Source organism: Pseudomonas lini, assembly GCF_030812475.1.
Lineage (GTDB): Bacteria > Pseudomonadota > Gammaproteobacteria > Pseudomonadales > Pseudomonadaceae > Aquipseudomonas > Aquipseudomonas lini_A.
Genome location: NZ_JAUSSR010000002.1, coordinates 262,502 through 287,939, shown reverse-complemented (window position 1 = coordinate 287,939; position 25,438 = coordinate 262,502). Strand labels below are relative to the sequence as shown.

Below are 25,438 nucleotides of genomic sequence, written 5' to 3'. Positions count from 1 at the left end.
AGAGGCTACTGCGCGAACCCCGGCGGCACTGTATCCCAGAGGCACTGTTCACCTTCCAATGCAGAGGCGGCCCGGAAGATGTCTTTTTCCTGGTTAACCTTTGCGACCATCTGCAGACCGACAGGCAGGCCTGCCGCCGTGAAGCCCACCGGAACCGATGCCGCCGGCTGCCCTGTCACGTTGAATGGATAGGTGTAGTACTGCCAAGTGCAAAGGCTTCGACCACCGAACTGGGGGGGAACGTCCACCCCGACATCACAAGCCGCAATAGGTACGGTCGGCGATAGCAGCAAATCAAAAGACTCGAACAGCGCGCTCACCTTTTCACGAAAGGCGTAACGTGCAAAGACGTTCTCGTAATAAGAAGAGAAGGATTGGCCTCCGGCCGCCTCAAGTACTTCGCAAAGTGCAGGATCCAGCAGATCTCGCGAATCACGCATGGCCCCGCTCAATCGGGTGCTGATGCCGGCGTAGAACTCGGACAACCAGATATTGGCGGGATCAATACCAATCCCCTCCTCCAACTGGATGACTTCACAACCCAACTTTTCCAGGATCCTCACCGCGTTTTCAGTGATCCGGAGGATCTCGGAATCAGGTTTCGCAAAGCCTAATGTCGGGCTCCAGGCTAAACGCATTCCTTTAACGGGAAGCTCGCAGGCTGCTAGATAATCTGGGACATCGCTGCTCACCGAGAACGGATCACGCCGATCAAAGCCGGAGAGCACCCCTAACAGCAATGCGCTGTCACGCACTGTCCTGGCCAGTGGGCCCACATGGGCCAAGGTCGGCGTCGCCGATGTTGGAAAGACCGGAACCCGGGCAAACTGAGCCTTGATACCGACCAAACCCGTGAACGACGCAGGTGTGCGAATCGAACCGCCGCCATCTGTGCCCAGAGCGAAGGGTGTCACACCGGCCGCTACACTGGCAGCGGCCCCGCAACTTGAGCCTCCCGGGGTCTTGCCCAGGTTCCACGGATTGTGAGTGATTCCCGTCATGGGTGAATCGCCGACCGCCTTGCAGCCGAATTCGCTGGTGGTGGTCGTCCCGATGATGCAGGCACCTGCGGCCTTGATCCGCTCCACGGAAGGGGCATCCGAGGCGGCGATATTTTCAGCCATGACACGCGACCCAAAAGTCTGCCGCACACCGCCGACCGAGATAAGATCTTTGACCGAAATGGGGAGGCCATGCAGCGCGCCGAGCTTTTCCCCCGCCATCACGGTTTTCTCGGCAGCCCGTGCGGCGCTCAAGGCAAGTTCGGGAGTTTGGGTCACAAATGCGTTCAACTGTGGCTCTAGTGACTGCATCCTATCGATGGCCGCCGTCACAACCTCAACGGGCGAAATCTCTTTGCTCGTGATAGCGTTACGCAATTCCAGAGCCGAGCGGAATGGGTAAGAATTCATACTTTGATGCGCCTTTTTCAGAGTCAAATCATTCCCAGAGCTCGATCCAGCACCGGTTGCGCTTTCGCGATGCACGCCTCAAACCGTTCCCTGATTTTGTTGTGATCGAGCTCCTTGCCAATGATCACCAGACGAGTTTCGGCTACCCCTCCAGGCCAGGCATCGGCGTAGCTCAAAGGACTGAACACGTTTTGGACGCCTTGGAGCACCACTGGCCGCTCTACTCCGCTGAACCTGATCAATCCCTTGATGCGGTAGAGATTCGGCCCGTACTCCTCCGTCAACTGAAGGAGGCAGCTCATCAGTTCCTGGTAATCGACCTCGCGCGAGTCGCGCAGGCTTATGGCCGACACATCGGTATGGTGATGGCCCTTGTGAGGGTGGCAAGAATGGCAATCTGCCCCGTGATGCTCGCACCCCTCCGGCTCCTTACCCCCGAGCCAGCCACTCAGGTCGGCGTTCTTGGTCGCCGGGTCAAAGAACGACCCACGAAGCAACTGGTCTATGTCGATCTCACTGAAGGAGGTGAACTCCTTTGGCGCGAAGGGGTTCAGTTTTGAAACTGCGGCGAGGGCCTGGCCGAATTCATCATCGCTCACCAGGTCGCGCTTATTCAACACCACCTTGTCTGCCAGAGCGATTTGTCGCTCGGCCTCAGGACAGTCTCTCAGCTGCAGGCTAATGTGCTTGGCGTCTACAAGCGTAACGATTGCATCCAGCCGGTAGGTCAGGCTCAGTGACATGTCGGTGTAGAACGCCTGCGCCAAAGGCGCCGGGTTCGCGAGCCCCGTCGTTTCAATCACGATCCGGTCGAAATCGATCTTCGGCTCGAGCAGTCCGGATTTGCGCATGTACAACTTATACAGCGACTCGATTAAGTCGTCCTTGCTCGAACAGCAGATACATCCATTGCTCAGTTCGAGCATGTCATCCGACGCACGGCTGATCAGATCGCCATCAATTCCGATCTCGCCGAACTCGTTGACGATGACCGCAACCCGCTCCTTATTGGGGTTAGACAAGATTCGGTTAACCAACGTCGTTTTCCCAGCGCCCAAAAACCCAGTGAGAAGAGTTATCGGGATTCGCTGATCCTGATCGATCGAATTATTCATATCATCACCTGACTTGATATAGGGCGATGAAGCTCATCGCCCTGATACTGGAAAGTTCAGTTACTCGTCGAGAACTGCCCAGGCGCGCACAGGGGAGCCGCTGCCGTTCTTGATCTTCAGCGGGGGGCCATAGAACATGAATTCCCCTTTGCCAACCAATTCTTCAAGGTTCACCAGCCACTCGTAGTGGGTGATCCCCCTGTCTCGGCAAACACGGTGGCTGGGGAAAAGGTTATGGGAAGGTTTGTCGGTTGACGGCCCTTCCACGCCGTGTAACTTCGAGCCGCGGTCGGCCAGCCAGTGGGTCGCCTCGGCGGTCAGGCCAGGGTTCGACCACACAACCTTGATGTCGGGGTAGTGCCGTTTGTGCAACCCAGTATTCAGCAGCACGATATGCCCGTCGACCTTCACACCCGTGGCATCCTCGGCTGCCTCCAGATCGGCAACATCGATGTCGCCCAGATCGGGGACGTGGGTCATGTCAAAGCAGACGGCTTTGCCCATAAACATGGACAGGGGCATCTCATCAACCGGAGCCCCGTTTGGACTGGTGTGGTAAAACGCATCGACGTGAGTCGCAATATGATCGAGTGTGCTGATGAAGGTGGTCGCGAACGTCATCGGATCACCTGGCACGCCCAGACCGAGTTCGAGAGATTTTTCGTGAGTGAGGTGAGGCGCTACGATTGGCCGCTGGAAAAGTTTGTGCGCCGGCATGTTATCAGAGAGCGTCAGGGTTAGATCGACAATGCGCTGAGTCATATGGCCTACTTTTTTTTTCGAGTTGATAGATTCGGCAGATATACAATTTCTCTGTTCCTGAACAAAGCCACCCTGTTGCCTGAGCAATTTCTTTCAACCCAAAACTTCCAACTCATCGCTAAAACTTGGCCACATTGAATTGATTTGGGCAGGCGCTTTTCCAGTGGGGAAACCTTAACGCTCGTACCTCTGCCCTACAACCACCGACCCTTACAAACAAGTCCACATCGTGGAACGCTTTTCATAACTGCTTCGCCAGCGTGCACCTTTACCAATCCACGCTCACTCAAAAGGGCTTGCCAGAGCCATCCTTATAAAAAACAGGCTACCTCTTCACAACACTACAAGACCTGAAAAAGTGTTTTTTAATCACTTAAATGAGCGATTCCATACGCCCCGGTTCGGAGCGTCCATCATGTGGAATCCTTTATTGGGCACGCTATTGCAATGATTCATGCCATCGATAAAGCTTGACTCAGCTCCAAAAACTCCAGCAACCATGGAACGCATCCAGGTCGAACTGAAACGTTTTAGAGCGAATATTACAACGCTAACCAAATGGAACCTAACAATGAATAACAATTCGGACTGCGCCAAAGTGGTACTCATTACGGGGGCAGGAATTGGTATCGGTCGTGCCACGGCGGTCGCTTTCGCGGCACAAGGCTACCGCGTAATCGTCACTGACATACTTGAGGCAGAGGGTTGCGAAGTGGTTTCGCAAATCCGGGAGAGTGGCGGAGTCGCGGAGTACCACCCACTTAATGTTCGCGATACCGCCGCGTGCGATCGGCTGGTTTCGGATATCGAGAAAAAGTACGGCGCCATCGACACCATCGTCGCCAACGCAGGCATAGCCCACAAAGTCCCGCTCAACGACCTGACAGACGAAAAATGGGATCTGACTTTCGATATCGATCTCAAAGGTGTTTTCCGAATCATCCGCGCCGCCGTTCCAGGCATGAAGAGCAATGGAGGGGGTTCCATCATCGCGGTTTCCTCGATCATGGGCGTCGCCTATGGCTGGGATGAGCATGTCCATTATTCCGCAGCTAAATCCGGCGTAGTAGGCCTGGTACGCGGCCTCGCGGTTGAACTGGGCCGGCATCGGATTCGCGTAAACGGCATTGCCCCAGGCTTCATCCGCACCGCCCAAGCCCTCTCCGAAGTGCACTCACTCGGCGCAACCGGCCTCGACAAGGTCGCAAGCTCCATTCCGTTGGGCCGCGTAGGTGAGCCGGAAGAAATGGCTGATGTGATCACGTTCATGGCCTCTCACAGTGCTCGGTATCTCACTGGTCAAACAATCACCGTCGACGGCGGATTGGTTGTTCAAAGCCACTAAAGTCATTGAATGCAGGTTGTATTGGAGTTTCTTTCATGAGCAGATTGACCGGTAAGAAAGCATTGGTGACAGGTGGTGCACGTGGCATTGGCCAAGCCATCGCACTTGAGTTTGCGAAAGAAGGCGCTGACGTCGCTATCCTGGATCTTCGGGCGGCCGACGCTGAAGCCACTGCGGCGCAGGTTTGCGCCCTGGGCGTGAGGGGCTATGCCGTCACTGCGGATGTTGGCGAAGAGCAGCAGGTTCAAGCAGCAGTCGAGAATGTGATCGCCGAATTTGGCCAGATCGACATTCTCGTCAACAACGCTGGCATCGAGTCAGCCTCATTCATCGTCGACATGCCTACCGCCATGTGGGACAAGATGATGCTAATCAACCTTCGCAGCGTCTTCCTGTGCTCCCGCGCAGTGCTGCCTGCGATGATCGAACGCAAGAGTGGCCGCATCATCAATGTTGCCTCGCAACTGGCCCACAAAGGGGCAAAAGAGCTTGCACACTACGCCGCCGCCAAATCGGGCGTAATCGGATTTACACGCTCGCTGGCGTACGAGGTCGGTGACAAGGGCATCACGGTCAATGCTATTTGCCCGGGCCCGACCAATACCGAACTGTTCCGTAGTCTCCCGGCAACTTTCCGGGAGGCAAAAATCGCCGAACTACCGATTGGGCGCGTGGCGGAAGTTTCCGAAATTGCCCCCTGCGCGGTTTTGTTAGCGTCCGATGAAGGTTCTTACTTCCTGGGTGCGACCATGAATCCTAATGGTGGAGACTATATGATTTAATCGATGATACCTCATCGACTATTGATCCATCTCGCAACACAGCCTAACAACAATAATGCTAGTCACTAGCGTGTGGCCGTTATAGCCCGCCTGCTTTAATGACTTTTTCTTTCTGCCCTAATTTAAATGCGCAGAGGTTAAACAAAATGGCTAACCAAGCAAAACCCTTGGCATCAAGTACATTTAAACTTGAGCCCATTCTTCCCGGTGACGTAAAGCGTGCCACCACCGTCGCGTTCTTCGCATGGGTATTCGCTGTTTATGACTTCATTCTATTCGGTACGCTACTGCCCGAGATCGGAGCTCATTATAACTGGGACATTACTCAACAAGCAGAAATCGCAACATTGATCGCTGCAGGAACTGCCGTAGTTGCATTCGCCATCGGGCCGATCCTTGACCGTGGAGGCAGGAAAAGCGGTTTGCTGTTTACGGTGGCGGGCGCGGCAGTTTGCTCAGCTTTGACTGCTTTAGGTGGTTCGCTCGGCAAATGGCCCTTGGTGTTGATACGCTCCTTGTCAGGCCTTGGGTATGCAGAAGAAACAGTCAACGCGACCTACCTCAATGAGCTTTACTCAGCGGCCAATGATCCTCGGCTAAACAAGCGTAAAGGGTTTATCTACAGCTTGGTACAAGGCGGCTGGCCAATCGGAGCCTTGATGGCTGCGGGCTTGACTGCGCTGCTGCTACCGATTATCGGCTGGCAGGGCTGCTTTATCTTCGCTGCGTTTCCAGCAATCCTGATTTTCTTCATGACCCGCAAGCTGAAGGAGAGCCCTCAGTTTCTCCTGCACAAACACGTTAAAAACCTCCGTGAATCAGGTCAGGATAGCGAAGCACGTAAAATCGCAAAGCAACATGGTCTGGACTACGAGCAGCACGCTCGTGCCGGCATTCGCGAGGCTTTCCGTGGTGCATCGTTGAGACCCACCCTGGTGCTCGGCGGCGGTTTTTTACTGAACTGGGCAGCCATTCAGGTATTCGGCGTGCTCGGTACTACAGTCCTCACCGAGGTTCATAAAGTATCGTTCGAGAACTCGTTAATTATTCTCGTTCTATCGAACGTGGTTGGCTATATCGGGTATCTGACCCATGGTTTCATCGGAGACAAGATCGGCCGTCGTAACACGCTTGCGTTGGGTTGGATGTTAGGTGGTATGGCCTTCACCGCAATGCTTTACGGCCCTAGCGACTTGCCAGTGGTGGTAGGACTGTACAGTTTGGGTCTGTTCTTCTTGAACGGGCCGTATGCAGCTGCACTCTTCTTCATTGGTGAGAGCTATCCCACCGCGATTCGTGGTACCGGGAGCGCTATTGTCCATGCAATGGGGCCGATCGGCGCCATTCTAGCCGGCTTGGGCTTTTCCGCTGTTCTGAGCGACGGAGGCGATTGGCAACATGCAGCACTCCTGTTCGGTGCTCTCCCCTGCTTCATCTCCGGGGTTCTCATCTTCGCTGCGCGTCATGTAAACCCGGACGAAGAATCTTTCATCGAACCCGTTTCCGATGTGCAGCTAGCGCCAGCAAGCTGACAAAGCCAGCCTGGAATTGCTGAAGGCTCCAGCGCTTTTTCTATGCAAATGAAACGACTTATTCATCTTGTGGAAAATGCTGGAGCCTCAGAAAACCTTTGGCAAAACGAAATTTGCTTTTTCCCATCAGGACTTAAACGCAGAACAACACTTAACCGGAAAGGCTGAGGTCAATGATCTCACCTCCAATAATTTTGTGCGTTTCAGTTTCTTCGTATCGCGACCCAATCCCGACGCGCATCAGGGTGCTGTCGCAGGACTCAACCATAAAAATTTCGACCAACTCAAAGGAGTACGTATGGCCAAGATGAGAGCAATTGATGCAGCTGTACTGGTAATGCGCCATGAAGGCGTAGATACCGCGTTTGGCATCCCTGGGGCTGCCATTAACCCCCTGTACTCGGCCCTGAAAAAAATCGGCGGCATTGATCACGTCCTCGCTCGTCACGTCGAAGGCGCCTCGCACATGGCCGAGGGCTATTCCCGTACCAAGGCTGGCAACATCGGTGTATGCATCGGCACCTCTGGCCCTGCCGGCACCGACATGGTCACTGGCCTCTACAGTGCCTCGGCTGACTCGATCCCGATCCTCTGCATCACCGGCCAAGCGCCGCGTGCTCGCATGCACAAGGAAGACTTCCAGGCGGTCGATATCACCAGCATCGTCAAGCCAGTGACCAAGTGGGCTACCACCGTCATGGAGCCGGGCCAAGTACCGTACGCGTTTCAGAAAGCCTTCTACGAAATGCGTTCCGGCCGTCCAGGGCCCGTGCTGATCGACCTGCCGTTCGACGTGCAGATGGCTGAAATCGAATTCGATATCGAGGCCTACCAACCGCTGCCCGTGCACAAGCCGGCAGCCAACCGCATCCAGATCGAGAAGGCCTTGGCCATGCTCGACACCGCTGAGCGTCCGCTGCTGGTCGCTGGTGGCGGCATCATCAATGCTGATGCCTGCGACAAACTGGTCGAATTCGCCGAGCTGACGGGTATTCCGGTGATCCCTACCCTGATGGGCTGGGGCATTATCCCTGACGATCATCCGCAAATGGTCGGCATGGTCGGCCTGCAGACGTCGCACCGTTATGGCAACGCCACTCTACTGAAATCCGATGTGGTGCTGGGCATCGGCAACCGCTGGGCCAACCGTCACACCGGCTCCGTTGATGTCTATACCGAAGGCCGGCGCTTTATCCATGTCGACATCGAAGGCACCCAGATCGGCCGCGTCTTCACCCCAGACCTGGGCATTGTTTCCGACGCCGGTTGCGCCTTGGACGTTTTCCTTGAAGTGGCTCGCGAGTGGCAAGCCGCCGGCAAACTGAAAAACCGCAGCGTCTGGCTAAAAGACTGCCAAGAGCGCAAAGCAAGCCTGCAGCGCAAGACCCATTTCGACAACGTTCCGGTCAAGCCGCAGCGCGTGTACGAAGAAATGAACCGGGTGTTCGGCAAAGACACTTGCTACGTCAGCACAATCGGACTGTCGCAAATCGCAGGTGCCCAGTTTCTGCACGTCTACAAGCCTCGCCATTGGATCAACTGTGGCCAGGCCGGCCCGCTGGGCTGGACAATTCCAGCAGCATTGGGCGTGGTCAAAGCCGACCCGTCGCGCCAAGTCGTGGCCCTGTCGGGTGACTACGACTTCCAGTTCATGATCGAGGAGCTGGCGGTGGGCGCGCAGTTCAACCTGCCATACGTCCACGTGCTGGTGAACAACTCCTACCTGGGCTTGATCCGCCAGGCGCAGCGCGGTTTCGAAATGGACTACTGCGTGCAACTGGCGTTCGAGAATATGAACGCCCCAGAGATCAATGGCTATGGCGTTGATCACGTAGCAGTGGTGGAAGGTCTTGGCTGCAAAGCCATCCGCGTCTTTGAACCCTTCGAGATAGCGCCCGCTTTGCGCGAGGCTCAGAAAATGGCAGCTGAGCTGAGAGTCCCGGTGGTCGTTGAGGTAATTCTTGAGCGTGTTACCAACATTTCGATGGGAACCGAAATTAACGCAGTGAATGAGTTTGAAGAATTGGCGCTTGTTGGCAGCGACGCCCCTACTTCAATCCGTCCGCTGAACTGACGCTGATTCATTCAGAAAAGGAGATGCCTATGCCACGCCTGGCAGCTAACTTGTCCATGCTGTTCACCGAACGTGACTTCCTCGCCCGTTTCAAGGCTGCAGCCGACGCCGGTTTCAGCGGCGTTGAATACCTCTTTCCGTACGACTTCAGCGCGGCTGAAATCAAGCAACAGCTCGACAACAACAGCCTGACTCAGGTGCTGTTCAACCTGCCGGCCGGTGATTGGGCCAAGGGCGAACGCGGTATCGCCTGCCACCCTGACCGTGTCGAGGAATTTCGTTCCGGCGTCGACAAAGCCATCGAATACGCCAAGGTGCTGGGTAACACCCAGGTCAACTGCCTCGCCGGCATCCGCCAACAGGATCAGGACTGCACCACGGTGCGCAAGATCTTCGTCGACAACCTCAAGTATGCCGTCGACAAGCTGCAGGCCGCCGGGGTTCGTTTGATTATGGAAATGATCAACACCCGCGACATCCCGGGCTTCTACCTCAACACCACCAAGCAGGCCCTGGGGATCCAGGCAGAGGTCGGTAGCGACAACTTGTTCCTACAGTACGACATCTACCACATGCAGATCATGGAGGGTGACCTGGCCCGCACCATGGAATGCAACCTGGCCAAGATCAATCACGTCCAACTGGCTGACAACCCCGGCCGCAACGAACCGGGTACCGGTGAGATCAACTACCGCTTTCTTCTCGAGCATCTGGATCGAATCGGTTACCAAGGCTGGATCGGCTGCGAATACAAGCCACTCACCACCACCGAAGCCGGCCTGGGCTGGCTGAAGACCCACAACGCATTCTAAATGGCCGGCGCCAGGGCATGATGCTGCGGCGCCGAAGCTGAACATCGAAAAGAGGAAAACTCTAATGGCTAAAATCGGTTTCATCGGCACTGGCATCATGGGTCACCCAATGGCCCAGAACCTGCAGAAAGCAGGACACAGTCTGTTCCTGTCCACCCACTTCGACCCAGCGCCCACTGACCTAATCAACGCTGGCGCCATAGTCCTGGCCACTCCGAAGGAAGTGGCCCAGGAAGCCGAATTCATCATCGTCATGGTGCCGGACACCCCGCAGGTCGACAGCGTCCTGTTTGGTGACAACGGCGTGGCCCACGGCGTCGGCCCAAACAAGGTGGTAATCGACATGAGCTCAATCTCGCCGACCGCCACCAAAACTTTTGCCGAGAAAATCAAGGTTACCGGCGCCGCCTACCTGGATGCCCCGGTGTCCGGTGGTGAAGTCGGTGCCAAGGCTGCGACGCTGAGCATCATGGTCGGTGGCTGCCCGAAAGCCTTCGAGCGCACCCTGCCACTGTTCCAGGCCATGGGCAAAAACATTACACACGTTGGTGACAACGGCGACGGCCAGACGGCCAAAGTGTCCAACCAGATTATCGTTGCTCTGAACATCCAGGCTGTCGGCGAAGCCCTGCTGTTCGCCGCTAAAAACGGCGCTGATCCGGCCAAGGTGCGTGAAGCGCTTATGGGTGGCTTCGCCTCTTCGAAGATCCTTGAAGTGCACGGCGAGCGCATGATCAAGGGCACCTTCGATCCCGGGTTTCGCATCAACCTGCATCAGAAAGACCTGAACCTGGCCCTGCAGGGCGCCAAGGAGCTGGGCATCAACCTGCCCAACACCGCAAACGCCCAGCAAGTGTTCAGCACCTGCGTCGCCTTGGGTGGTGGCAACTGGGATCATTCAGCGCTGATCAAAGGCCTGGAACACATGGCTAACTTCTCGATACGGGACGAAAAGTAAAACCCTTGTTACCAATCGTCCAGGATTACGTATGAAACGACAATAGCCTTTGGTAACACCGCCCCTTGGCTTGCACAGAGCCAGGTCTAGGGGTGTTTTCCATACTACCGAGCTATCAGATGGCTGCTGTAAATATAACCCGATTCCATGTTGGTCTCTGCGGAGTGATATATGGCAGGTTCTGGATCAATCGAGCATGGAAAATTCAGGTCGCCGACCAGGTAGTTGAGCGCACCAGGCGCCTATGCCTAAAGGAGATAAAAGATATTTACGATACTCGCGCTCATCCAACTTTCAAAACGTGAGATTTCACAAGAGACATAAGCATGACGTGAAATAGCGATGCCGGTGAAGTTCTAAAATCCAGCCAGAAATGCCTTCGCAGGAGATAATCATGGAACATGCATATCCACAAGATGGTGGCCCGGTCGTATCCGTTGACCAGGTTGATGACACGATTAGCAATCCGATTCTCGAAAACCCACAGTTTCGTGCTTTGGTAAAACAGCGACGAATATTTTCGTGGAGCATGACGGCTCTTATGCTGGCGGTGTATTTCGGTTTTATTCTTTCACTGGCCTTTATGCCTGCCCGCTTAGGCACACCCATCACCGTAGGCCAGCCTATGACGTGGGGCGTGCCTATTGGCTTCGGCATGCTCGCTTTCACGATTCTTATCGTGGCTGTCTATGTATGGCGCACGAACACCTGCTACGACCCTAAAATAAAAACAATCATCAGGAGCTTCAACAAATGAAGCATCTAATTATTGCAATCTCGGCCATCCTTGGTTCGGTCGCGGTATACGCAGCCGACGTCCCTGCCGCAGTACACAAGCACAACCCCATTGCCATCGGCATGTTTTTAGCATTCGTTATTTTCACTTTGTTTGTCACGCGATGGGCGGCACGTAAAAACAATAGCGTTGCGGATCACTATGCTGCAGGAGGAAAAATCACCGGTTTCCAGAATGGTTGGGCCATCGCCGGCGACTACATGTCAGCGGCGTCTTTACTGGGCATTTCCGCATTGGTTTTTACCAGTGGTTTTGATGGACTGATCTACTCCATCGGCTTCCTTGCAAGCTGGCCGATTATTTTGTTTCTGATTGCGGAGCCATTGCGAAACCTGGGGCGCTACACCCTGGCGGACGTACTGTCATATCGGTTAAAACAACGACCTATACGAGCATTTTCGGCCTCCAGTTCTATTGTGATCGTGTTGCTTTATCTGGTTTCCCAACTGGTAGGCGCTGGAAAACTGGTTGAATTGCTATTCGGCTTCGATTACACCGCGGCGGTGCTTCTCGTGGGTACGCTGATGGTTATCTATGTATTCTTTGGTGGGATGCTAGCGACCACCTGGATTCAGATTATCAAGGCGGTGTTACTGCTCACCGGCTGCGTCTTCATGGCCTTTATGGTGTTGTCCCAGTTCGGATTCAGCTTGAATCAACTGTTCACTCAAGCTACCGAAGTGCATCCATCCCATATCGCAATCATGAGCCCAGGAGGCTTGATTACAGATCCGGTTTCTGCCATTTCATTAGGATTAGCACTTGTCTTCGGCACGGCAGGTCTCCCGCATATCCTCATGCGGTTCTTCACCGTCGGGAACGTTAAAGCGGCACGCCAAAGTATTCTGTATGCCACTGGTCTGGTCGGCATAGGCTATGCGCTGATCGTTATCATCGGCTTCGGCACCATTGCCTTGGTTGCCAGCAACCCTGCCTATCACGATGCATCAGGTGGGATTTTGGGCGGCGTTAACATGGTTGCAATTCACCTCGCGCAGAACGTTGGCGGTAACGTCTTCCTAGGTTTTATGTGCGCGGTATCGTTCTCGACGATACTGGCGGTAGTGGCTGGACTAACGCTGGCAGGTTCTTCTGCGGTTTCTCATGACCTCTATGCTCATGCGTTATGCCGCGGTACAGCCAGCGATCGTGATGAAATGCGCGTATCGCGTGTAACAACCATTGTTATGGGGCTGCTATCGATTCTTTTAGCGATTGCATTTGAGAAGCAAAATATTGCGTTTATTGTAAGCCTCACCTTCTCCATCGCGGCAAGTTCCAATTTTCCAGTCCTGTTGTTGTCGATCTACTGGAAAGGTTTGACGACGCGCGGTGCCGTGATTGGGGGATCGCTGGGCCTTGTATCTGCAATCACCCTATGCGTACTCAGTCCAACGGTATGGGTCAAGATACTCCATCATCAACAAGCTTGGTTCCCGTACGAATATCCAGCGCTGTTTTCTATGGTCGTCGCATTTGTCGGTATCTTTGTGTTCTCCATTACCGATCGTTCCGCCAGTGCCGTGAGTGAACGCGGCCTTTTCGATAATCAATTAGTCGATTCTGAGTTGGGTGCGCCAGCAACCTGGAAGGCGCAGTTGAAAGGCGAGTAACAAATTGTTTTGATGGTTTTCCTGTGCGTCACAGGTTGTTGTCATACGTACGTCTATGGAAGGTCTGCAGTACCCACCGATTTTTTGATACTCCAACCATTGGGTGTTAAAAAATCGGTGACCTGCCAAAATTCAGACGTTGGCTCTCATTAATTCATTGTTCCTCCTTGAGCAATACCTTTTCTGCGCCCATTTCGCGCATCACAGAGGCGCGAAATGCTGCATGACCGTAACCGCGAGCCCATGCTGAGCTACGTTCAGGATCAGCAATTGCTCATCACCAACGTTCAGACCCCAGCTTTTCAAATGTCGAGCTATCGAAGTTCGCTCATGCTGGCTCCCACCCTCCATGAGGTTGATACCTCAGCAGGGCCTCTAGTTCGCCATCAGACGGCAGTCAGCGCAAGTCACTTCGCAGTGAGTCTGCCTGACCCGGCTATGCGGGGTAATTGAAGTTGAGGTCTAAGATCCCCGAAACGACGGCATGGATCGACGTAGCATGCGCTCCGTACAGGACAAGCCCGGCATGCCGGCTTTCGTTCGCGAACTATCAGAAAACGCCTGCGCACTACTGATCGAGTCCCGCGCAGCCTCCCAACAATTACTGCATGTGCAGCTGGCGCAGATACTGGAATCGCTGGCTCCCAAAGCTGAGCATGGCACCAATCAACGCATTATGCGCAGTCTCTTGACCGGGGAAGTCGTCCAGCGTCGAAATACAGCCCCAGAAAGAGCCATCCGTGGCGTCATCGATACGCAGTACATCGGGAACATCGGTGCCTGCGCCCTGCCAGTTCATACCCACTGCCCCTACAATCCCGTCTATGCCTGCTACACCTGCAAGAAGTTTCACCCCTTTGCTGACGGCCGCCATGAGCAAGTGAAAGAGGCGCTGCAACGAGAAGCTCAACGGTTCATTGACATGGCAGAACAAGCCGGAGACCTCATTCACAACCGGCCTCTCGCCCAGCATCAAACAACCATCCTGGCAGTAAGCGCTACCATCGACGCCACACCGGTGATCATCTCATGCAAGGAGTCCTTCCACCGACTTTGCGATCTGAGCACGTTTACCGGCTGATCTTGCTTTTGGTGTCGAGCCATTTCTGGCGGGCTTCGATGTTCTCTCGGTGGAAAATTGTTGGTATTGCGAAGCCCTTGTAGCTATTCATCCTTATCACACTCTCGTAAGAGCCAGCAGACGATGCCGAGCACCAGGGTGGCAAATCCTAGTGCGGCAATGGTGAGCGCAGGCGTAGCGGCAGAATCGAGAATAACGAACTTCCGGCTGAGCGCCAGCAAGGCGATCAACAGCACTGTGCGAACCTGAACGATGCTGTTGCGTCGTAGGGCCGGGCGCACAATCGAATGCTTAAACTCCAGGGCTATCAGCACGGTGAAGATTGAGCCAAAGAGGGCCTGGAAAACATCGTGATCTAGAGGGTCAATCGCACCACCGATCACCAACGGCACAACCCTGCGACAGAGCTGCAGTAGCGCCATCAAAATCACAGACGCGATGATGAGACTGAGCGCTATAACAACCAATTGTTCGAAACGTTCGTAAGCATTCATCAGCGCCCACTGAAGTCTGAAATTTTTCAGCGTCGAGTTGCGCTCACGCCTTTCAGAATCAGGCTTTGACACGATAACCCTCCACACTTGCGTCTTCAGTCCGCCGGGCTCGTCCAGGCATTTGAGGATCCAGTACACCACTGCACGTCGTGATCAACAGGCCTGCTCCCAGGTTACGTGAGTGTGATGGGGCTAAGTCCCGGTCTCCGCAGTAGGTGCCAGATCATCTGGCTGGTCTGGCGGACTACTCTTTCCGGAGGTCTTTGGCGCATCCACCTCCACTTTATTGAAGACCACTTCCCTACGTTCCGTGTCGTAACCCAACTCAACACTGTCGCCGGCTTGCAGCTTGCCAGCGAGCATTTCCTTCGCAAGCCGCGTTTCGACGGCCTGGCGAATCTGACGTTTCAACTCGCGCGCGCCAAACTCAGGCTGATAACCAACATCCGCCAGATGATCGATGAGTGAGCCATCAATTTTCACTGTGATGTTCTGTGCAGCTGCGGTTCGAATGACCCGATCAAGTTGAATGCTCACAATCGATCGGATGTTGTCACGGGTAAGGGCATGGAACACGATGATGTCATCAATACGGTTCAGGAATTCGGGACGAAAATGCCCTTTCAGGACGCCCATTAATTCATCACGTAACGCTTTATCCGTAAGGCGTTCATCTTCGGGGCGCTCAAGATTCTCCATGATAATGGGAGAGCCCAAGTTGCTGGTGGCAATGATGATCGTATTGCTGAAGTCCACGACACGTCCCTTACCGTCCGTTAGACGCCCATCGTCGAATACCTGCAGCAATACGTTGCTCACATCGGGATGCGCTTTCTCGATCTCGTCGAGCAGAATCACACTGTAGGGCTTGCGGCGGACACGCTCTGTCAACTGGCCGCCTTCGTCATATCCCACATAACCGGGGGGCGCACCGATCAACCGAGCAACCGCATGACGCTCCATGTACTCCGACATATCAATACGAATGATGGATTGCTCGTCACCAAACACCGTTTCCGCCAACGCTTTGGCAAGTTCAGTTTTGCCGACGCCCGTAGGGCCAAGAAAGAGAAACGTGGCAATAGGTCTGTTCGCTTGGCCAAGGCCGGCTCGAGACAAACGAACGGCATCGCTGACCGCGAGGACAGCATCTTCCTGCCCGACCAGCCGATCACGCAACGTCTCTTCCATATTCAACAATTTTTGACGCTCTTCTTGCGTAAGCTCGGTCACAGGAATACCGGTGAGACGGGACAGCACCTCTGCAATTGACTCCAGGGTCACCTCAAGAGTTTCGGAACCTGTCTTGCGCTCCCAGGCTTCTGTTTCCTCTCCCAGTTGCGCTTGTTTTTGACCAATGCGTTCTTCGAAGCCTTTGGATTCATCAAAACGTTTACGGGAGGATGCATAATCCTGTTCACGTTTAAGTTGCGTGATTTCCGCTTCCAGCTCCTGAATGCCAGCCGGCCTCGAGGAGGAACTGATTCGAACGCGGGCGGCTGCCTGATCGATCAGGTCAATGGCTTTATCCGGCAAAAAGCGCGAGGTGATGTAACGATCCGACAGCTCTGCTGCCGCCACAAATGCTTCATCGGCGAATGTGACCTGATGGTGAGCCTCAAGCTTATCGCGCAGCCCACGCAGGATAATGATGGTCTGTTCGACGGTGGGCTCGGCTATCAGCACAGGCTGAAAACGTCGTTCAAGCGCTGCGTCTTTTTCGATGTGCTTTTGATACTCATTGAGTGTCGTCGCACCGATCAAACTAAGCTCCCCGCGTGCCAATGCGGGTTTCAGTACGTTGGCAATATCCAGGCCGCCCTCCTCACCACCCTGCCCCGCGCCAACGATCGTGTGTAACTCATCGATGAACAGAATAAGCTCCGAGCTTTTTGCGGCGACTTCATCAAGCAATTGCTTGGCTCGCTCCTCAAATTCACCACGATATTTAGAGCCCGCAACCATTGAGTTCAGATTGACTTCAACAAGCCGTCTGCCACGCAAAATCTCAGGGACATCGCCCTTCACTATTCGTTGTGCAAGCCCTTCAACGATGGCTGTTTTACCGACGCCAGGTTCGCCGATAAGAACCGGATTGTTCTTTCTGCGCCGCGCCAGCACCTCAATGGTATTTTCGATTTCCTGCGCGCGTCCCAGTACGGGATCCAGTTTGCCCTCACGAGCCAATGACGTCAGGTCGCGACCGAACTTGTCGAGTGTCGGTGTTCCCGTCGGGGTGTCGACTCGCCCATCCTCAGCCCCCTTACCCACCACCTTTACCACCTTCTGCCGCAAGGCTTCAGGCGTTACGCCGTATTTTTTAAGCAATGTCCCGGCGATACTTTCTGGTACAGAGGCAAGCCCGATCAACAAATGCTCTGGGCCAACGTACGAATGTCCTAAATCACGAGATGCCTGGAACGCAAAATTGAAAACTTTCTTTAACCGTGGCGAAATGCTCATCTGGTCCACCGGGGCCTGGGCCTCCGCTGTGCCCCTCTGAGCATGTTGATCGATGTAGCCTTTGATCTCGTCCGGAGAAAGCTTCAGCTCCTTAAGCAACGCCGTACCCACATCGGTATCCGCAAGCACATACAACAAATGCTCAGTATCGAGCTCGCTACGATTGAGCTCATGGGCTTTCTCACCCGCGCGTTGCAGGATTTCCAGCGTCTGGGAACTGAATGCATCGGTTGCATCGACAGATTCTCGAGGCACTTGCGCAGAGAGCCTGAAGTCATCACCCGCTTGATCCTTTGCTCCGCCCATGCTGTCGAAAAAGCGGGACACACCCCCGCCCAGCAGAGAGTCGAATGGATTCAACATGCTTTGATGGCGTAAGAGTTGACGGTAATCGTGGTCGCAAATGGACATTGTCCTGGCTTGGCCATTTTGCGATACGGTCACTCGCGCTACAGCGGGTCTCGCATTACATATTTCACAGAGAGTAGCCATGATGAGTTGTCTCCAAAGATGGATAACACGGACTCATTCAGATGGATCTACGGCCCCGTAAACGATGCTCAAGCAACAGGGGCATGAGATCCGCAATACGCTGAGATTGCTCAGGAAGACGATTACGTTGGAGGGAATGGCAGTCTCGGCAGACGACGCCATCCAATAACGATAGTCGGATCTCATCAAAACACGCTATGGGCGACCCAGGATACCGACGAACGACGTCTGATAAATTTGTGCTCAAAAATACCGCCAGTCGTAAACCACCAACTCATCAGCAAATGAGGCTATGGTATCACCAGCGTGATCGAGCAACGCTTCGATGTCGGAATTCGCAGGGGCGAATCGATCAGCAAGGACATGATTGCGGTTCGCACCAAAACCATCGGATAAAAAAGCCGCCGAAAATGACAGCAAAAGAACGAGCGCGCGAGGTCTTGCCGGCATTGGAGGAAACGGAGAACGCGTTCAGCGATTACGGCAAGCGCCAACAACGACTATAGTCAATGGTGCGTCAGAGCGAATCCAGCCTTTCCGCTGCCAACCTGGCCTCAATCCAATACCGCGAAGGCACGGCGGATCTCCTCGTGCTTCTTGATGCGGATAGTGAACGTCTCGCAACCGAAGACACTCAGGCTCAGGCCTCAAACGAGGTGTATCGAGGCATCGTCGCCATTTATAAATCACTTGGCGGTGGATGGAGTTATCCCCCCGGGCAAGTCGTATCCCGCTGAGCAGACCCCAACCGCCCATCTATAAGGGCTCAAGCCATGCACACGTCAGAATTGGATGATGCGAAAGAAACGAATGGCGACCTGGTTCAGGGGCCGCTGCCGGCCGGCACTGTCGCGCCCGACTTCACTCTGTACGCAACCCCTGATCAGCAGTTGTCGCTACGCGAGCTAAAGGGAAATCCCGTGATACTGGCGTTTTATCCCGCAGACTGGACCTCGGTTTGTGGCGACCAACTGACTTTGTACAACCAGTTGCTACCCACATTCAGAGAATACGGTGCGACGCTACTGGGTATCTCAGTTGACAGCGCCTGGTGTCATCAGGCCTTTGCCAAAGATCGGAGTTTTCACTTCAGCCTGCTGGCCGATTTCGAGCCCAAAGGGGCTGTGGCGCGGCAGTATGGAGCCTACGAGTCCCACCTGGGGGTTTGTAAGCGGGCGCTGTTCGTGATTGACAAGGAGGGGGTGGTCGCCTGGAGCTACGTCTCCCCGATGGCAATCAATCCGGGGGCGGACGGCATTCTGGATGCGCTGGATGCTCTGGCTAATTCATCACAAAGCACGCCAACCTAAAATTAACAGGTGATCCCATGGCCACTCTCAAAGTCCCGGTAAGTGCCAGCGACCATCGCCAGGGAAGTGCGCATGCCAAGGTCACACTGGTGGAATTTGGCGACTATCAATGTCCCTATTGCGCTGAAGCGTATTGGATAGTCAAGAATCTGCAACAGCATTTTCGCGATGATTTGCTGTTCGTGTTCCGTAATTTTCCACTGACCACTGCTCACCCGCATGCGATGGCTGCAGCTGTCACCGCTGAGTTTGCCGGGAGTCGAGGATTCTTCTGGGAGGCGCACGACGAATTGTATGAAAATCAGGATCGATTGGGCCTGCCGCTGTTTCGGGCCATCGCTCTAAAACATGGCCTCTCCGACGAAGAACTCTATCTTGCCATGCAAGACGGTACCTACGTACCCAAAATAAAATCCGATTTTAATGGCGGCGTACGGAGCGGCGTGAATGGCACCCCAGCGTTTTACATTGACGGGCTTCGCTATGACGGGGCTCCAGAGTTCACCGAGATGAGTCAGATGATTGAGCTTTCGTTAGTGAGTTGACGAAATCGCTAGATAGTGAAATCGCTTGGCATCACCCACACCGTAGCCGAGGGCGAACGTGCCCCATTGCGCAGCGCACCAGGTGTGCGTTCGATAATATTTCAATACGGGAGATTGAAGAATCCACGGTGCTGCCAACGATAAGCATCGCTCATAAAGCAGCGGCACGAAAATATCAGCCCAGCGAACCGAGGACATAAAAAATGGCGATGTTAATTTTTGACAGCTCGGAAGATTCCATAGTCGAGGCCCGTGTCCTGGTCGAGGCGCTGAATGAATGGTTGGCGGAACAGCAGCCCAGTTGCCCGCTAAGGTCCGCCCGTGCGAAATGTTGCTATCGGCCCGATGGCACGCTGGATTCTGTATTGACCGTACTAACAGACGTGGTGGTGGACTAGGTCAGGTGTTGCACTCAGTTTTTGCGACCGCCCCCAAGGTTGACGCCTATACCCGTCCACCCGTTCGCTTATCCGTTAGTTTCCTTCTACATTAAAGAGGTGCACACGGAGCCAGCAGCGAATGAAATCTTTGAAGTATTATGAAAAAAATCGACACGCCACATGGTTAGAGTTGTTTTTTGACCTGATTTTTGTTGTAGCAATTGGCAAGGTTACGCATACTCTCGGGCATCTTCATCACGGCCACTTTGAACAGGAGCAATTATGGACATTTTTATTGCTTTTTGTTCCATTATGGTGGATCTGGTCCAGCCACACGATTTACTCAAATAGGTTTGATACAGACAGTAACCTTCACCGTTTGGCAACATTATTTTTAATGTTGCTGCTCATTGTGCTGTCTGCACGGATTGGGGAAGAATTGGAAGTAAACTATGCGCTTGTTATTGCCTGCTATTTCGGTATACGTGCCATCATCAGTATTATGTACATTTCGTCCATAAATAAATTCGATCACCGTAGCGAATTCTCCTCCAGGCTTGGCTTCGCCCTGTTAGTTAGCGCAGTTGTTAGTCTTTCATCCATTCTTTTTGACCCACCTATGCGTTACCTTGTCGCTTACATTGGGATTTTACTTGACATTCTGCTCCCTCTATTTTCTTGGGGTAAGCTAAAGCCATTGCCCGCACATACAGAACACTTGGTTGAACGACTAGGTTTACTCACCCTCATCTTATTGGGCGAGTCGGTAATTAGCCTTTCTGGAGGGTTATCTGACATTCAATGGGATCGTTATAATGTGATGGCGGCAATCACCGGATTTATCATGATTTGCAGTATCTGGTGGATCTATTTTGATAGCTTTTACCTGCTGAGCAAAAATGAAAGTAGTATGAGTGGACACTCCTTAATCTACTCGCACCTTTTTCTATTTATGGGGCTAGCACTTCTCGCAAATTTGATCAGGCATGCGATCCTGAATGACATTGCGATGCGCGATTTCCAGATTACGTCAATCATCGGCATGGCTTTATTTTTCTTAGGCAAGCAATATGGCTACTTCATAGCGGTACCTAAAATAAGGAAATACATACTACAAAACACCTTGATCGTGTTTTCTCTAGGTGGTTTGGTTATATTCCTACCCCGCGTCGAGTACATATTGGTCGGCCTGACAGCAACCATGATCTGTTATGTTTTATTAAACTTCAGGTATCGTTGAATCTTTAAAGTTGGGCCATATCACGGATGGATCAGCTATCCGCGCGCACCAAAGACTCAGCAGCTGATTGTCGAGGACTGGCGCACTGCGGATCGTGCTGAATGTGGTTAGCTGTTCAAACCCTTCACTCAGTCGCTATACATCCCTACCAACGAGAAGCGGGTGGTCGCATGGTAAAGCACGGGGGGGGAAACACCGCGCGGCGGGAGGCCCGCGCCAAGCGGCAAAAACCTAATCAAAGAAGGCCAGGGTGCGAACTTCGATACTCTCGCGCGGCGGGGCTCCCGGCGGCGTATTGGGGTCTTTGAAGGCGGTATGGGGCGTGAAGCGGGCACGGCCGTCGTGACGTGAGTCATACCCCTTGATCAGCAAGACTTCGTCACGGCGCATGTCCGGAAAATAGTACCAGCGTTGTTGCGGATTGTAGGCCAGGTGGTAGATCTCACCGATACGATCCGGATAGACCAGGTCGGTGGCCAGCAAGTCATTGGGGTCGAGCGTCGAGGCATCCAGCACGGCCAGCGGTGAGCGCTTGACGGGCCCGCTCATCGGGCGCCAGAGGTTAATCTGGGCCACCGACACCAGTGCGCCGGCCTGATCCTGACCCAGCACGTCGCGAATACGCTCAGGCCCCGAGCGGTCGGTGTAGTCATTATGCACACGGCTGGCTGGACCGCGAATATCCCGCCGCTCGGCGTCGCTGCGCCTGGTGTGGTCGAAGATGACGACCCGGCTCGCGCCCGTCAACTCCTTGATCAAGGCCTTGACCTCGTCATAGTAGATGCTTTCCACTGAGGTATCGTCGTAGAGATCGTCGACCACCGTATCCCGCCGATGGAGTTCAAACCCCTGCTTGTCCAGAGACAGGCGGTCTGCTAACGGACGACCGTTGTGTATCGTGACCTCGCGCTCCTCCTGCTCAGCAAAATAGTGCGGTTCACTGTTACCGGTCAGAGCCTCGGTATGCACATAGGGCTTCGCATCGTGCTTGACCAGGTAGGTGAGTTTTGTGATGACGCTAGCGGGCATATCAGTTGTGCACTTCAAGTAACGCCTCCCGGTCTGCTGACCGCATTCGGCGTGGTGTCACCGTGGCGGCGCTGTAGCTTGCCTGTAAACTGCCTCATCCTCGATCGTATGCCTTCCAAGGGACACTTTCAAATGCACCCCGAGGTGCATGGTCCCCGACCGGTAGAAAACGACATACCTACCTCGGCACCGACGTGCAGCTTGACCAGTACTGGCGCGTCGGACTCCAGGCCCGCGCCTAGGGCGACTACTACATCGAAGTTCTGAACCAGCAGCGCAAATACGGTGGATATCCGGATGGAAGATCGCATCCCAACACATCATCTTTTGCGCAGCGTTGATCAGTATCTCGATCTGAGCAACCTGCGATAGCTGACAAAATTGAGAAAGAAAAAACTAGATATTGACATATCTCGATATCGCAAATAGTCTGAGTTCGAAGCCACCCCCCTTATCTCAGGAAGCGCCAAATGCAGAAGATGTGGGTAAACACCTCAACGAAGCGCCTTACGGTTTGCTCTGATCCCGTGGAGCCGCATCCATTTAGCTTGATACATCGATATTTCTATATATGCAGGTAAATGAAATGACACAGACCGCGCTCTTCAAAACCGCACAGCTGGGGCCCTACACCCTCAAGAATCGAATCGTTTTGCCACCGCTTACCCGTTCGCGTAGCTCCCAGCCTGGCAACATTCCGAACGATCTCATGGCCACGTATTACCGCCAGCGTACTGGCGCGGGATTCATGGTGACCGAAGGCACCCAGATCGAGCCTCGTGGACAGGGTTATGCCTGGACTCCCGGCATTCACAGCGCCGAGCAGATTGAAGGCTGGCGCAAAATCACCGACGCCGTTCACGCCGAAGGGGGTGTGATCTTCGCTCAACTTTGGCATGTCGGCCGCGTGTCGCACACGTCCTTGCAGCCCGGCGGTGAAGCGCCGGTCGCGCCGTCAGCCATAAAGGCGGACAACGTCAAGGTATTCATCGAGACCGGCCCTGGCACGGGTGCACTGGCCGATCCATCGATCCCGCGCGCTCTTTCCACCGCAGAGGTGAAAGAACTGGTCCAGCTCTATGCCCAGGCGGCCCGCAATGCCCTGGACGCTGGGTTCGACGGGGTGGAACTGCACTGCGCGAACGGATACCTGGTGAACCAGTTCATTTCCGCCCACACAAACCAGCGTGATGATGAATATGGTGGCTCGTTGCAAAATCGACTGCGCTTCCTGCGCGAAATCACCCAGGCAGTTGCTGGCGTCGTTGGCAAGGAGCGTATGGGCGTTCGCTTCGCCCCGCTCTTCGCGACCACCGATGAAGATCGCGTCTACCTCGGCCTGGTCGAGAAAGATCCCCATCAAACCTATGTCGAAGCGGTGAAGATTCTCGAGGAAGTGGGTGTCGCCTACCTGTCGCTCGCCGAGGCCGACTGGGAGAACGCACCCGATCTACCTGAAGCGTTCCGGGAAGATATTCGCAGTATCTTCAGCGGTAAGATTCTCTATGCCGGCAGGTACACCGCTGAACGCGGAAATCGTGTCATCCAGGCGGGTTGGGGCGATCTGATCGCGTTTGGTCGTCCATTCATCGCCAACCCCGACCTGCCCGCCCGTATCGCCAACGACTGGCCGCTCAATCCGGTCGACCCGACAAGCATGTATGGCGGTACCGACAAGGGCTACACCGACTATCCGAGCTATCGCCCCTGAGCAATCCGCGCCGCGTCCCAGACTCCAGGGCGCGGCTTACGCTTGCTGACCGAGGAAGGGGAACATCTTGCCTGGCAACAAACGGACGCAGAGGTCACTTTGGGTGCCTTCCAATTCTCCGTGCGAACGACGAAGATATCGCAATATCGCGAAAAACAGGTATCACCAATTTTATGAACATTGACATCAACGAAGCCCTGAAAGCCTTGGCGAACCCGACGCGCCTTGACATCCTCAATTGGCTCAAGGATCCCAGGACGAACTTTCCCGAGCAGGAAGTCGACCCGGAAACAGTAGGCGTGTGCGTCAGCATCATCCAGGAGCGCACAGGCCTTTCGCAGTCCACTACATCGCTTTACCTCACAACCCTGCAGCGCGCGCACCTGGTAACCTCGCAGCGGATAGGCCCTTGGACCTATTACAAACGTCACGACGAAAATATCGATGCCTTTTTCAAAGCGCTGCAAGAAAAGATCTAGGTCCAGGCTACCCGAGGACCGTTTACCGGCGGCGCCCAAAGCTTTCCCTTAACGAAAGCGCTTCAAAAGGTGGATTGTCGCCCATCAGCGCTCAGTTTAAACGGGGTGGGCCGCGACCCACTCTTTGAGATGAGCAACAAAACTGAGAACAGTCGGAGCGATGTTTTCTCTTGAAGGGTATACCGCATAGATTCCCACCGGCGGCTCAATGGCCCAATCGGAAAATGCCTCCACCAGCTTTCCTGAATCAAGATCATCTCGTATATGCCAGTCCATCAGCAGCGCTACTCCATGCCCATCTATTGCCATCTGGCGAACCACTTCCCCCAAACTGGATGAAAAACGGTTGCGTATTTTGCATGTTTTTTTAACGCCTCCTCGGGACATGGTCCAACTGGAATCTTTTCCGACGATGAGGCCGTCCAGCGTGGTTAAGTCTTTTGGAGAGGTAGGCATACCCTGTTTTTCCCAAAATTGGGGGGCGGCGCAAATCAGACGTCGGGACGCAGAAATCCTCTGCGCGATCAGGGATGAATCGGCCATTACTCCGTGCCGAATCGCAAGGTCGGTACCATGGGCGGCCAAATCAACCAGTTGATCTGTCGGGTGTAAATCAACGATAACGCCCGGGTAGCGTTTGAGATAACTGCTCACGACGCTCGATAAATAACCTTGGGCAAATGTTGCGGAAGCGGTTATGCGTAGATGACCGGTAATCTCGGTTTTCTGGAAAAATCCTCGCTCCGCTTTTTCGACGCTTTCCAGGATGCTTAGTGCGTGTTGATAAAGCTTCTCACCGTCCGAAGTGGGACTTAGCTTGCGGGTGGTGCGGTTAAAAAGTCTCCGACCAACGCTGTCTTCAAGGGCCAGAAGACGCTTGCTTGCGCCTGCGGCAGTCATCCCCATTCGTTCGGACGCTGCGCGGATGGAACCCTCCTCGAAAATAGCAATAAACAACCGCAATTCATCAATGGAATCCAGCATTTATTACCAACCAAAAGGACCGAAAGATT

At 54.2% G+C, this 25,438-nt stretch carries 21 protein-coding genes and 3 pseudogenes; 15 read left to right on the top strand and 9 right to left on the bottom strand.

Annotation, left to right across the window (positions count from 1 at the left end):
- Positions 1-5: 5 nt before the first annotated feature.
- The 3 genes from J2W17_RS05140 to J2W17_RS05130 are packed head-to-tail and all read right to left on the bottom strand — an operon-like array spanning position 6 to position 3,289.
- Positions 6-1,412, bottom strand: a complete 1,407-nt coding sequence (locus J2W17_RS05140; RefSeq protein WP_307330218.1) for an amidase — start codon at positions 1,410-1,412, stop codon at positions 6-8.
- 23 nt (positions 1,413-1,435) lie between these two features.
- The gene (locus J2W17_RS05135) at positions 1,436-2,527 is read right to left on the bottom strand and encodes a CobW family GTP-binding protein (RefSeq protein WP_307330215.1); all 1,092 of its coding nucleotides are present in this window, start codon (positions 2,525-2,527) and stop codon (positions 1,436-1,438) included.
- A 60-nt stretch (positions 2,528-2,587) separates the two neighbouring features.
- Positions 2,588-3,289: a cyclase family protein gene (locus J2W17_RS05130; RefSeq protein ID WP_064677827.1), complete on the bottom strand. Its 702-nt coding sequence runs from the start codon at positions 3,287-3,289 to the stop codon at positions 2,588-2,590.
- Between the two features lie 571 nt (positions 3,290-3,860).
- Between J2W17_RS05130 and J2W17_RS05125 the strand changes: the two genes are divergently transcribed.
- From J2W17_RS05125 to J2W17_RS05090, 8 genes are all read left to right on the top strand, one after another.
- Positions 3,861-4,634, top strand: coding sequence for an SDR family NAD(P)-dependent oxidoreductase (locus tag J2W17_RS05125; RefSeq protein ID WP_307330211.1), 774 nt, complete (start codon positions 3,861-3,863; stop codon positions 4,632-4,634).
- Positions 4,635-4,669: 35 nt separating this feature from the next.
- Complete coding sequence (locus J2W17_RS05120) at positions 4,670-5,416, top strand: SDR family NAD(P)-dependent oxidoreductase (protein WP_307330208.1); 747 nt, start codon at positions 4,670-4,672, stop codon at positions 5,414-5,416.
- Between the two features lie 146 nt (positions 5,417-5,562).
- On the top strand, positions 5,563-6,948 hold the full coding sequence (locus J2W17_RS05115) for an MFS transporter (RefSeq protein WP_307330204.1): 1,386 nt from the start codon (positions 5,563-5,565) through the stop codon (positions 6,946-6,948).
- Between the two features lie 298 nt (positions 6,949-7,246).
- The gene (gene gcl, locus J2W17_RS05110; protein WP_307330972.1) at positions 7,247-9,022 is read left to right on the top strand and encodes a glyoxylate carboligase; all 1,776 of its coding nucleotides are present in this window, start codon (positions 7,247-7,249) and stop codon (positions 9,020-9,022) included.
- Between the two features lie 29 nt (positions 9,023-9,051).
- Positions 9,052-9,834 carry a hydroxypyruvate isomerase gene (gene hyi, locus J2W17_RS05105; protein ID WP_064677823.1) on the top strand — a complete coding sequence of 261 codons (783 nt, stop codon included), beginning with the start codon at positions 9,052-9,054 and terminating at the stop codon, positions 9,832-9,834.
- A gap of 64 nt (positions 9,835-9,898) precedes the next feature.
- Entirely contained in the window at positions 9,899-10,792 is an 894-nt protein-coding gene (locus tag J2W17_RS05100) for a 2-hydroxy-3-oxopropionate reductase (RefSeq protein ID WP_307330197.1), read from the top strand.
- Between the two features lie 394 nt (positions 10,793-11,186).
- Entirely contained in the window at positions 11,187-11,549 is a 363-nt protein-coding gene (locus tag J2W17_RS05095) for a DUF485 domain-containing protein (protein WP_307330194.1), read from the top strand.
- Complete coding sequence (locus J2W17_RS05090) at positions 11,546-13,201, top strand: cation acetate symporter (RefSeq protein WP_307330191.1); 1,656 nt, start codon at positions 11,546-11,548, stop codon at positions 13,199-13,201. Before J2W17_RS05095 ends, J2W17_RS05090 begins: the two co-directional genes overlap by 4 nt.
- A gap of 207 nt (positions 13,202-13,408) precedes the next feature.
- Here J2W17_RS05090 and J2W17_RS05085 read toward each other — a convergent pair.
- Positions 13,409-13,694: pseudogene (locus tag J2W17_RS05085) on the bottom strand (PLP-dependent aminotransferase family protein); the annotation flags it as partial.
- On the opposite strand from J2W17_RS05085, the pseudogene J2W17_RS31060 reads away from it, so the two are divergent.
- Positions 13,686-13,844, top strand: a pseudogene (locus J2W17_RS31060) (hypothetical protein); the annotation flags it as partial. The pseudogenes J2W17_RS05085 and J2W17_RS31060 overlap by 9 nt on opposite strands.
- A 521-nt stretch (positions 13,845-14,365) precedes the next feature.
- Here the strand turns inward: J2W17_RS31060 and J2W17_RS05075 are convergent.
- The 3 genes from J2W17_RS05075 to J2W17_RS31055 form a co-directional block, all read right to left on the bottom strand.
- A complete protein-coding gene (locus J2W17_RS05075) occupies positions 14,366-14,776 on the bottom strand; it encodes a phosphate-starvation-inducible PsiE family protein (RefSeq protein ID WP_307330968.1) in 411 nt (136 codons plus the stop codon).
- A gap of 192 nt (positions 14,777-14,968) precedes the next feature.
- The gene (locus J2W17_RS05070) at positions 14,969-17,734 is read right to left on the bottom strand and encodes an ATP-dependent Clp protease ATP-binding subunit (protein WP_373459963.1); all 2,766 of its coding nucleotides are present in this window, start codon (positions 17,732-17,734) and stop codon (positions 14,969-14,971) included.
- Positions 17,735-17,974: 240 nt separating this feature from the next.
- Positions 17,975-18,181, bottom strand: coding sequence for a hypothetical protein (locus tag J2W17_RS31055; protein ID WP_191654177.1), 207 nt, complete (start codon positions 18,179-18,181; stop codon positions 17,975-17,977).
- Between J2W17_RS31055 and J2W17_RS05060 the strand changes: the two are divergent.
- The 4 genes and pseudogenes from J2W17_RS05060 to J2W17_RS05045 all read left to right on the top strand — a co-directional run.
- A pseudogene (locus J2W17_RS05060) lies at positions 18,163-18,468 on the top strand (TolC family protein); the annotation flags it as partial. The gene J2W17_RS31055 and the pseudogene J2W17_RS05060 sit on opposite strands and share 19 nt — an antisense overlap.
- A gap of 36 nt (positions 18,469-18,504) precedes the next feature.
- A complete protein-coding gene (locus tag J2W17_RS05055; protein ID WP_064677812.1) occupies positions 18,505-19,041 on the top strand; it encodes a redoxin domain-containing protein in 537 nt (178 codons plus the stop codon).
- A 17-nt stretch (positions 19,042-19,058) separates the two neighbouring features.
- A complete protein-coding gene (locus tag J2W17_RS05050; RefSeq protein WP_010459441.1) occupies positions 19,059-19,586 on the top strand; it encodes a DsbA family protein in 528 nt (175 codons plus the stop codon).
- A 519-nt stretch (positions 19,587-20,105) separates the two neighbouring features.
- Positions 20,106-21,206, top strand: coding sequence for a low temperature requirement protein A (locus tag J2W17_RS05045; protein ID WP_307330182.1), 1,101 nt, complete (start codon positions 20,106-20,108; stop codon positions 21,204-21,206).
- Positions 21,207-21,437: 231 nt separating this feature from the next.
- On the opposite strand, the gene J2W17_RS05040 is transcribed toward J2W17_RS05045, so the two are convergent.
- Positions 21,438-22,235, bottom strand: coding sequence for a CmcJ/NvfI family oxidoreductase (locus J2W17_RS05040; RefSeq protein ID WP_307330179.1), 798 nt, complete (start codon positions 22,233-22,235; stop codon positions 21,438-21,440).
- A gap of 586 nt (positions 22,236-22,821) precedes the next feature.
- Here J2W17_RS05040 and J2W17_RS05035 point away from each other — a divergent pair.
- The gene (locus tag J2W17_RS05035; RefSeq protein WP_307330174.1) at positions 22,822-23,946 is read left to right on the top strand and encodes an alkene reductase; all 1,125 of its coding nucleotides are present in this window, start codon (positions 22,822-22,824) and stop codon (positions 23,944-23,946) included.
- 173 nt (positions 23,947-24,119) lie between these two features.
- Positions 24,120-24,425 (top strand): ArsR/SmtB family transcription factor, encoded by a 306-nt coding sequence (locus J2W17_RS05030; RefSeq protein ID WP_047530947.1) that lies wholly within the window; start codon positions 24,120-24,122, stop codon positions 24,423-24,425.
- A 96-nt stretch (positions 24,426-24,521) separates the two neighbouring features.
- Here J2W17_RS05030 and J2W17_RS05025 read toward each other — a convergent pair whose 3' ends face one another.
- Positions 24,522-25,409 carry a LysR family transcriptional regulator gene (locus tag J2W17_RS05025; protein ID WP_307330170.1) on the bottom strand — a complete coding sequence of 296 codons (888 nt, stop codon included), beginning with the start codon at positions 25,407-25,409 and terminating at the stop codon, positions 24,522-24,524.
- Positions 25,410-25,438 lie beyond the last annotated feature (29 nt).

Bases quoted from the DNA above. Each gene is read 5' to 3' on its own strand.
- J2W17_RS05030 (WP_047530947.1), top strand. From the start codon at position 24,120: ATGAACATTGACATCAACGAAGCCCTGAAAGCCTTGGCGAACCCGACG.
- J2W17_RS05075 (WP_307330968.1), bottom strand. From the start codon at position 14,776: ATGAATGCTTACGAACGTTTCGAACAATTGGTTGTTATAGCGCTCAGT.
- J2W17_RS05050 (WP_010459441.1), top strand. From the start codon at position 19,059: ATGGCCACTCTCAAAGTCCCGGTAAGTGCCAGCGACCATCGCCAGGGA.
- J2W17_RS05130 (WP_064677827.1), bottom strand. From the start codon at position 3,289: ATGACTCAGCGCATTGTCGATCTAACCCTGACGCTCTCTGATAACATG.
- J2W17_RS05095 (WP_307330194.1), top strand. From the start codon at position 11,187: ATGGAACATGCATATCCACAAGATGGTGGCCCGGTCGTATCCGTTGAC.
- hyi (WP_064677823.1), top strand. From the start codon at position 9,052: ATGCCACGCCTGGCAGCTAACTTGTCCATGCTGTTCACCGAACGTGAC.
- J2W17_RS05035 (WP_307330174.1), top strand. From the start codon at position 22,822: ATGACACAGACCGCGCTCTTCAAAACCGCACAGCTGGGGCCCTACACC.
- J2W17_RS05055 (WP_064677812.1), top strand. From the start codon at position 18,505: ATGCACACGTCAGAATTGGATGATGCGAAAGAAACGAATGGCGACCTG.
- J2W17_RS05100 (WP_307330197.1), top strand. From the start codon at position 9,899: ATGGCTAAAATCGGTTTCATCGGCACTGGCATCATGGGTCACCCAATG.
- J2W17_RS05045 (WP_307330182.1), top strand. From the start codon at position 20,106: ATGAAATCTTTGAAGTATTATGAAAAAAATCGACACGCCACATGGTTA.
- J2W17_RS05025 (WP_307330170.1), bottom strand. From the start codon at position 25,409: ATGCTGGATTCCATTGATGAATTGCGGTTGTTTATTGCTATTTTCGAG.
- J2W17_RS05125 (WP_307330211.1), top strand. From the start codon at position 3,861: ATGAATAACAATTCGGACTGCGCCAAAGTGGTACTCATTACGGGGGCA.
- J2W17_RS05120 (WP_307330208.1), top strand. From the start codon at position 4,670: ATGAGCAGATTGACCGGTAAGAAAGCATTGGTGACAGGTGGTGCACGT.
- J2W17_RS05040 (WP_307330179.1), bottom strand. From the start codon at position 22,235: ATGCCCGCTAGCGTCATCACAAAACTCACCTACCTGGTCAAGCACGAT.
- J2W17_RS05135 (WP_307330215.1), bottom strand. From the start codon at position 2,527: ATGAATAATTCGATCGATCAGGATCAGCGAATCCCGATAACTCTTCTC.
- J2W17_RS05090 (WP_307330191.1), top strand. From the start codon at position 11,546: ATGAAGCATCTAATTATTGCAATCTCGGCCATCCTTGGTTCGGTCGCG.
- J2W17_RS05140 (WP_307330218.1), bottom strand. From the start codon at position 1,412: ATGAATTCTTACCCATTCCGCTCGGCTCTGGAATTGCGTAACGCTATC.
- J2W17_RS31055 (WP_191654177.1), bottom strand. From the start codon at position 18,181: ATGCCGGCAAGACCTCGCGCGCTCGTTCTTTTGCTGTCATTTTCGGCG.
- J2W17_RS05115 (WP_307330204.1), top strand. From the start codon at position 5,563: ATGGCTAACCAAGCAAAACCCTTGGCATCAAGTACATTTAAACTTGAG.
- gcl (WP_307330972.1), top strand. From the start codon at position 7,247: ATGGCCAAGATGAGAGCAATTGATGCAGCTGTACTGGTAATGCGCCAT.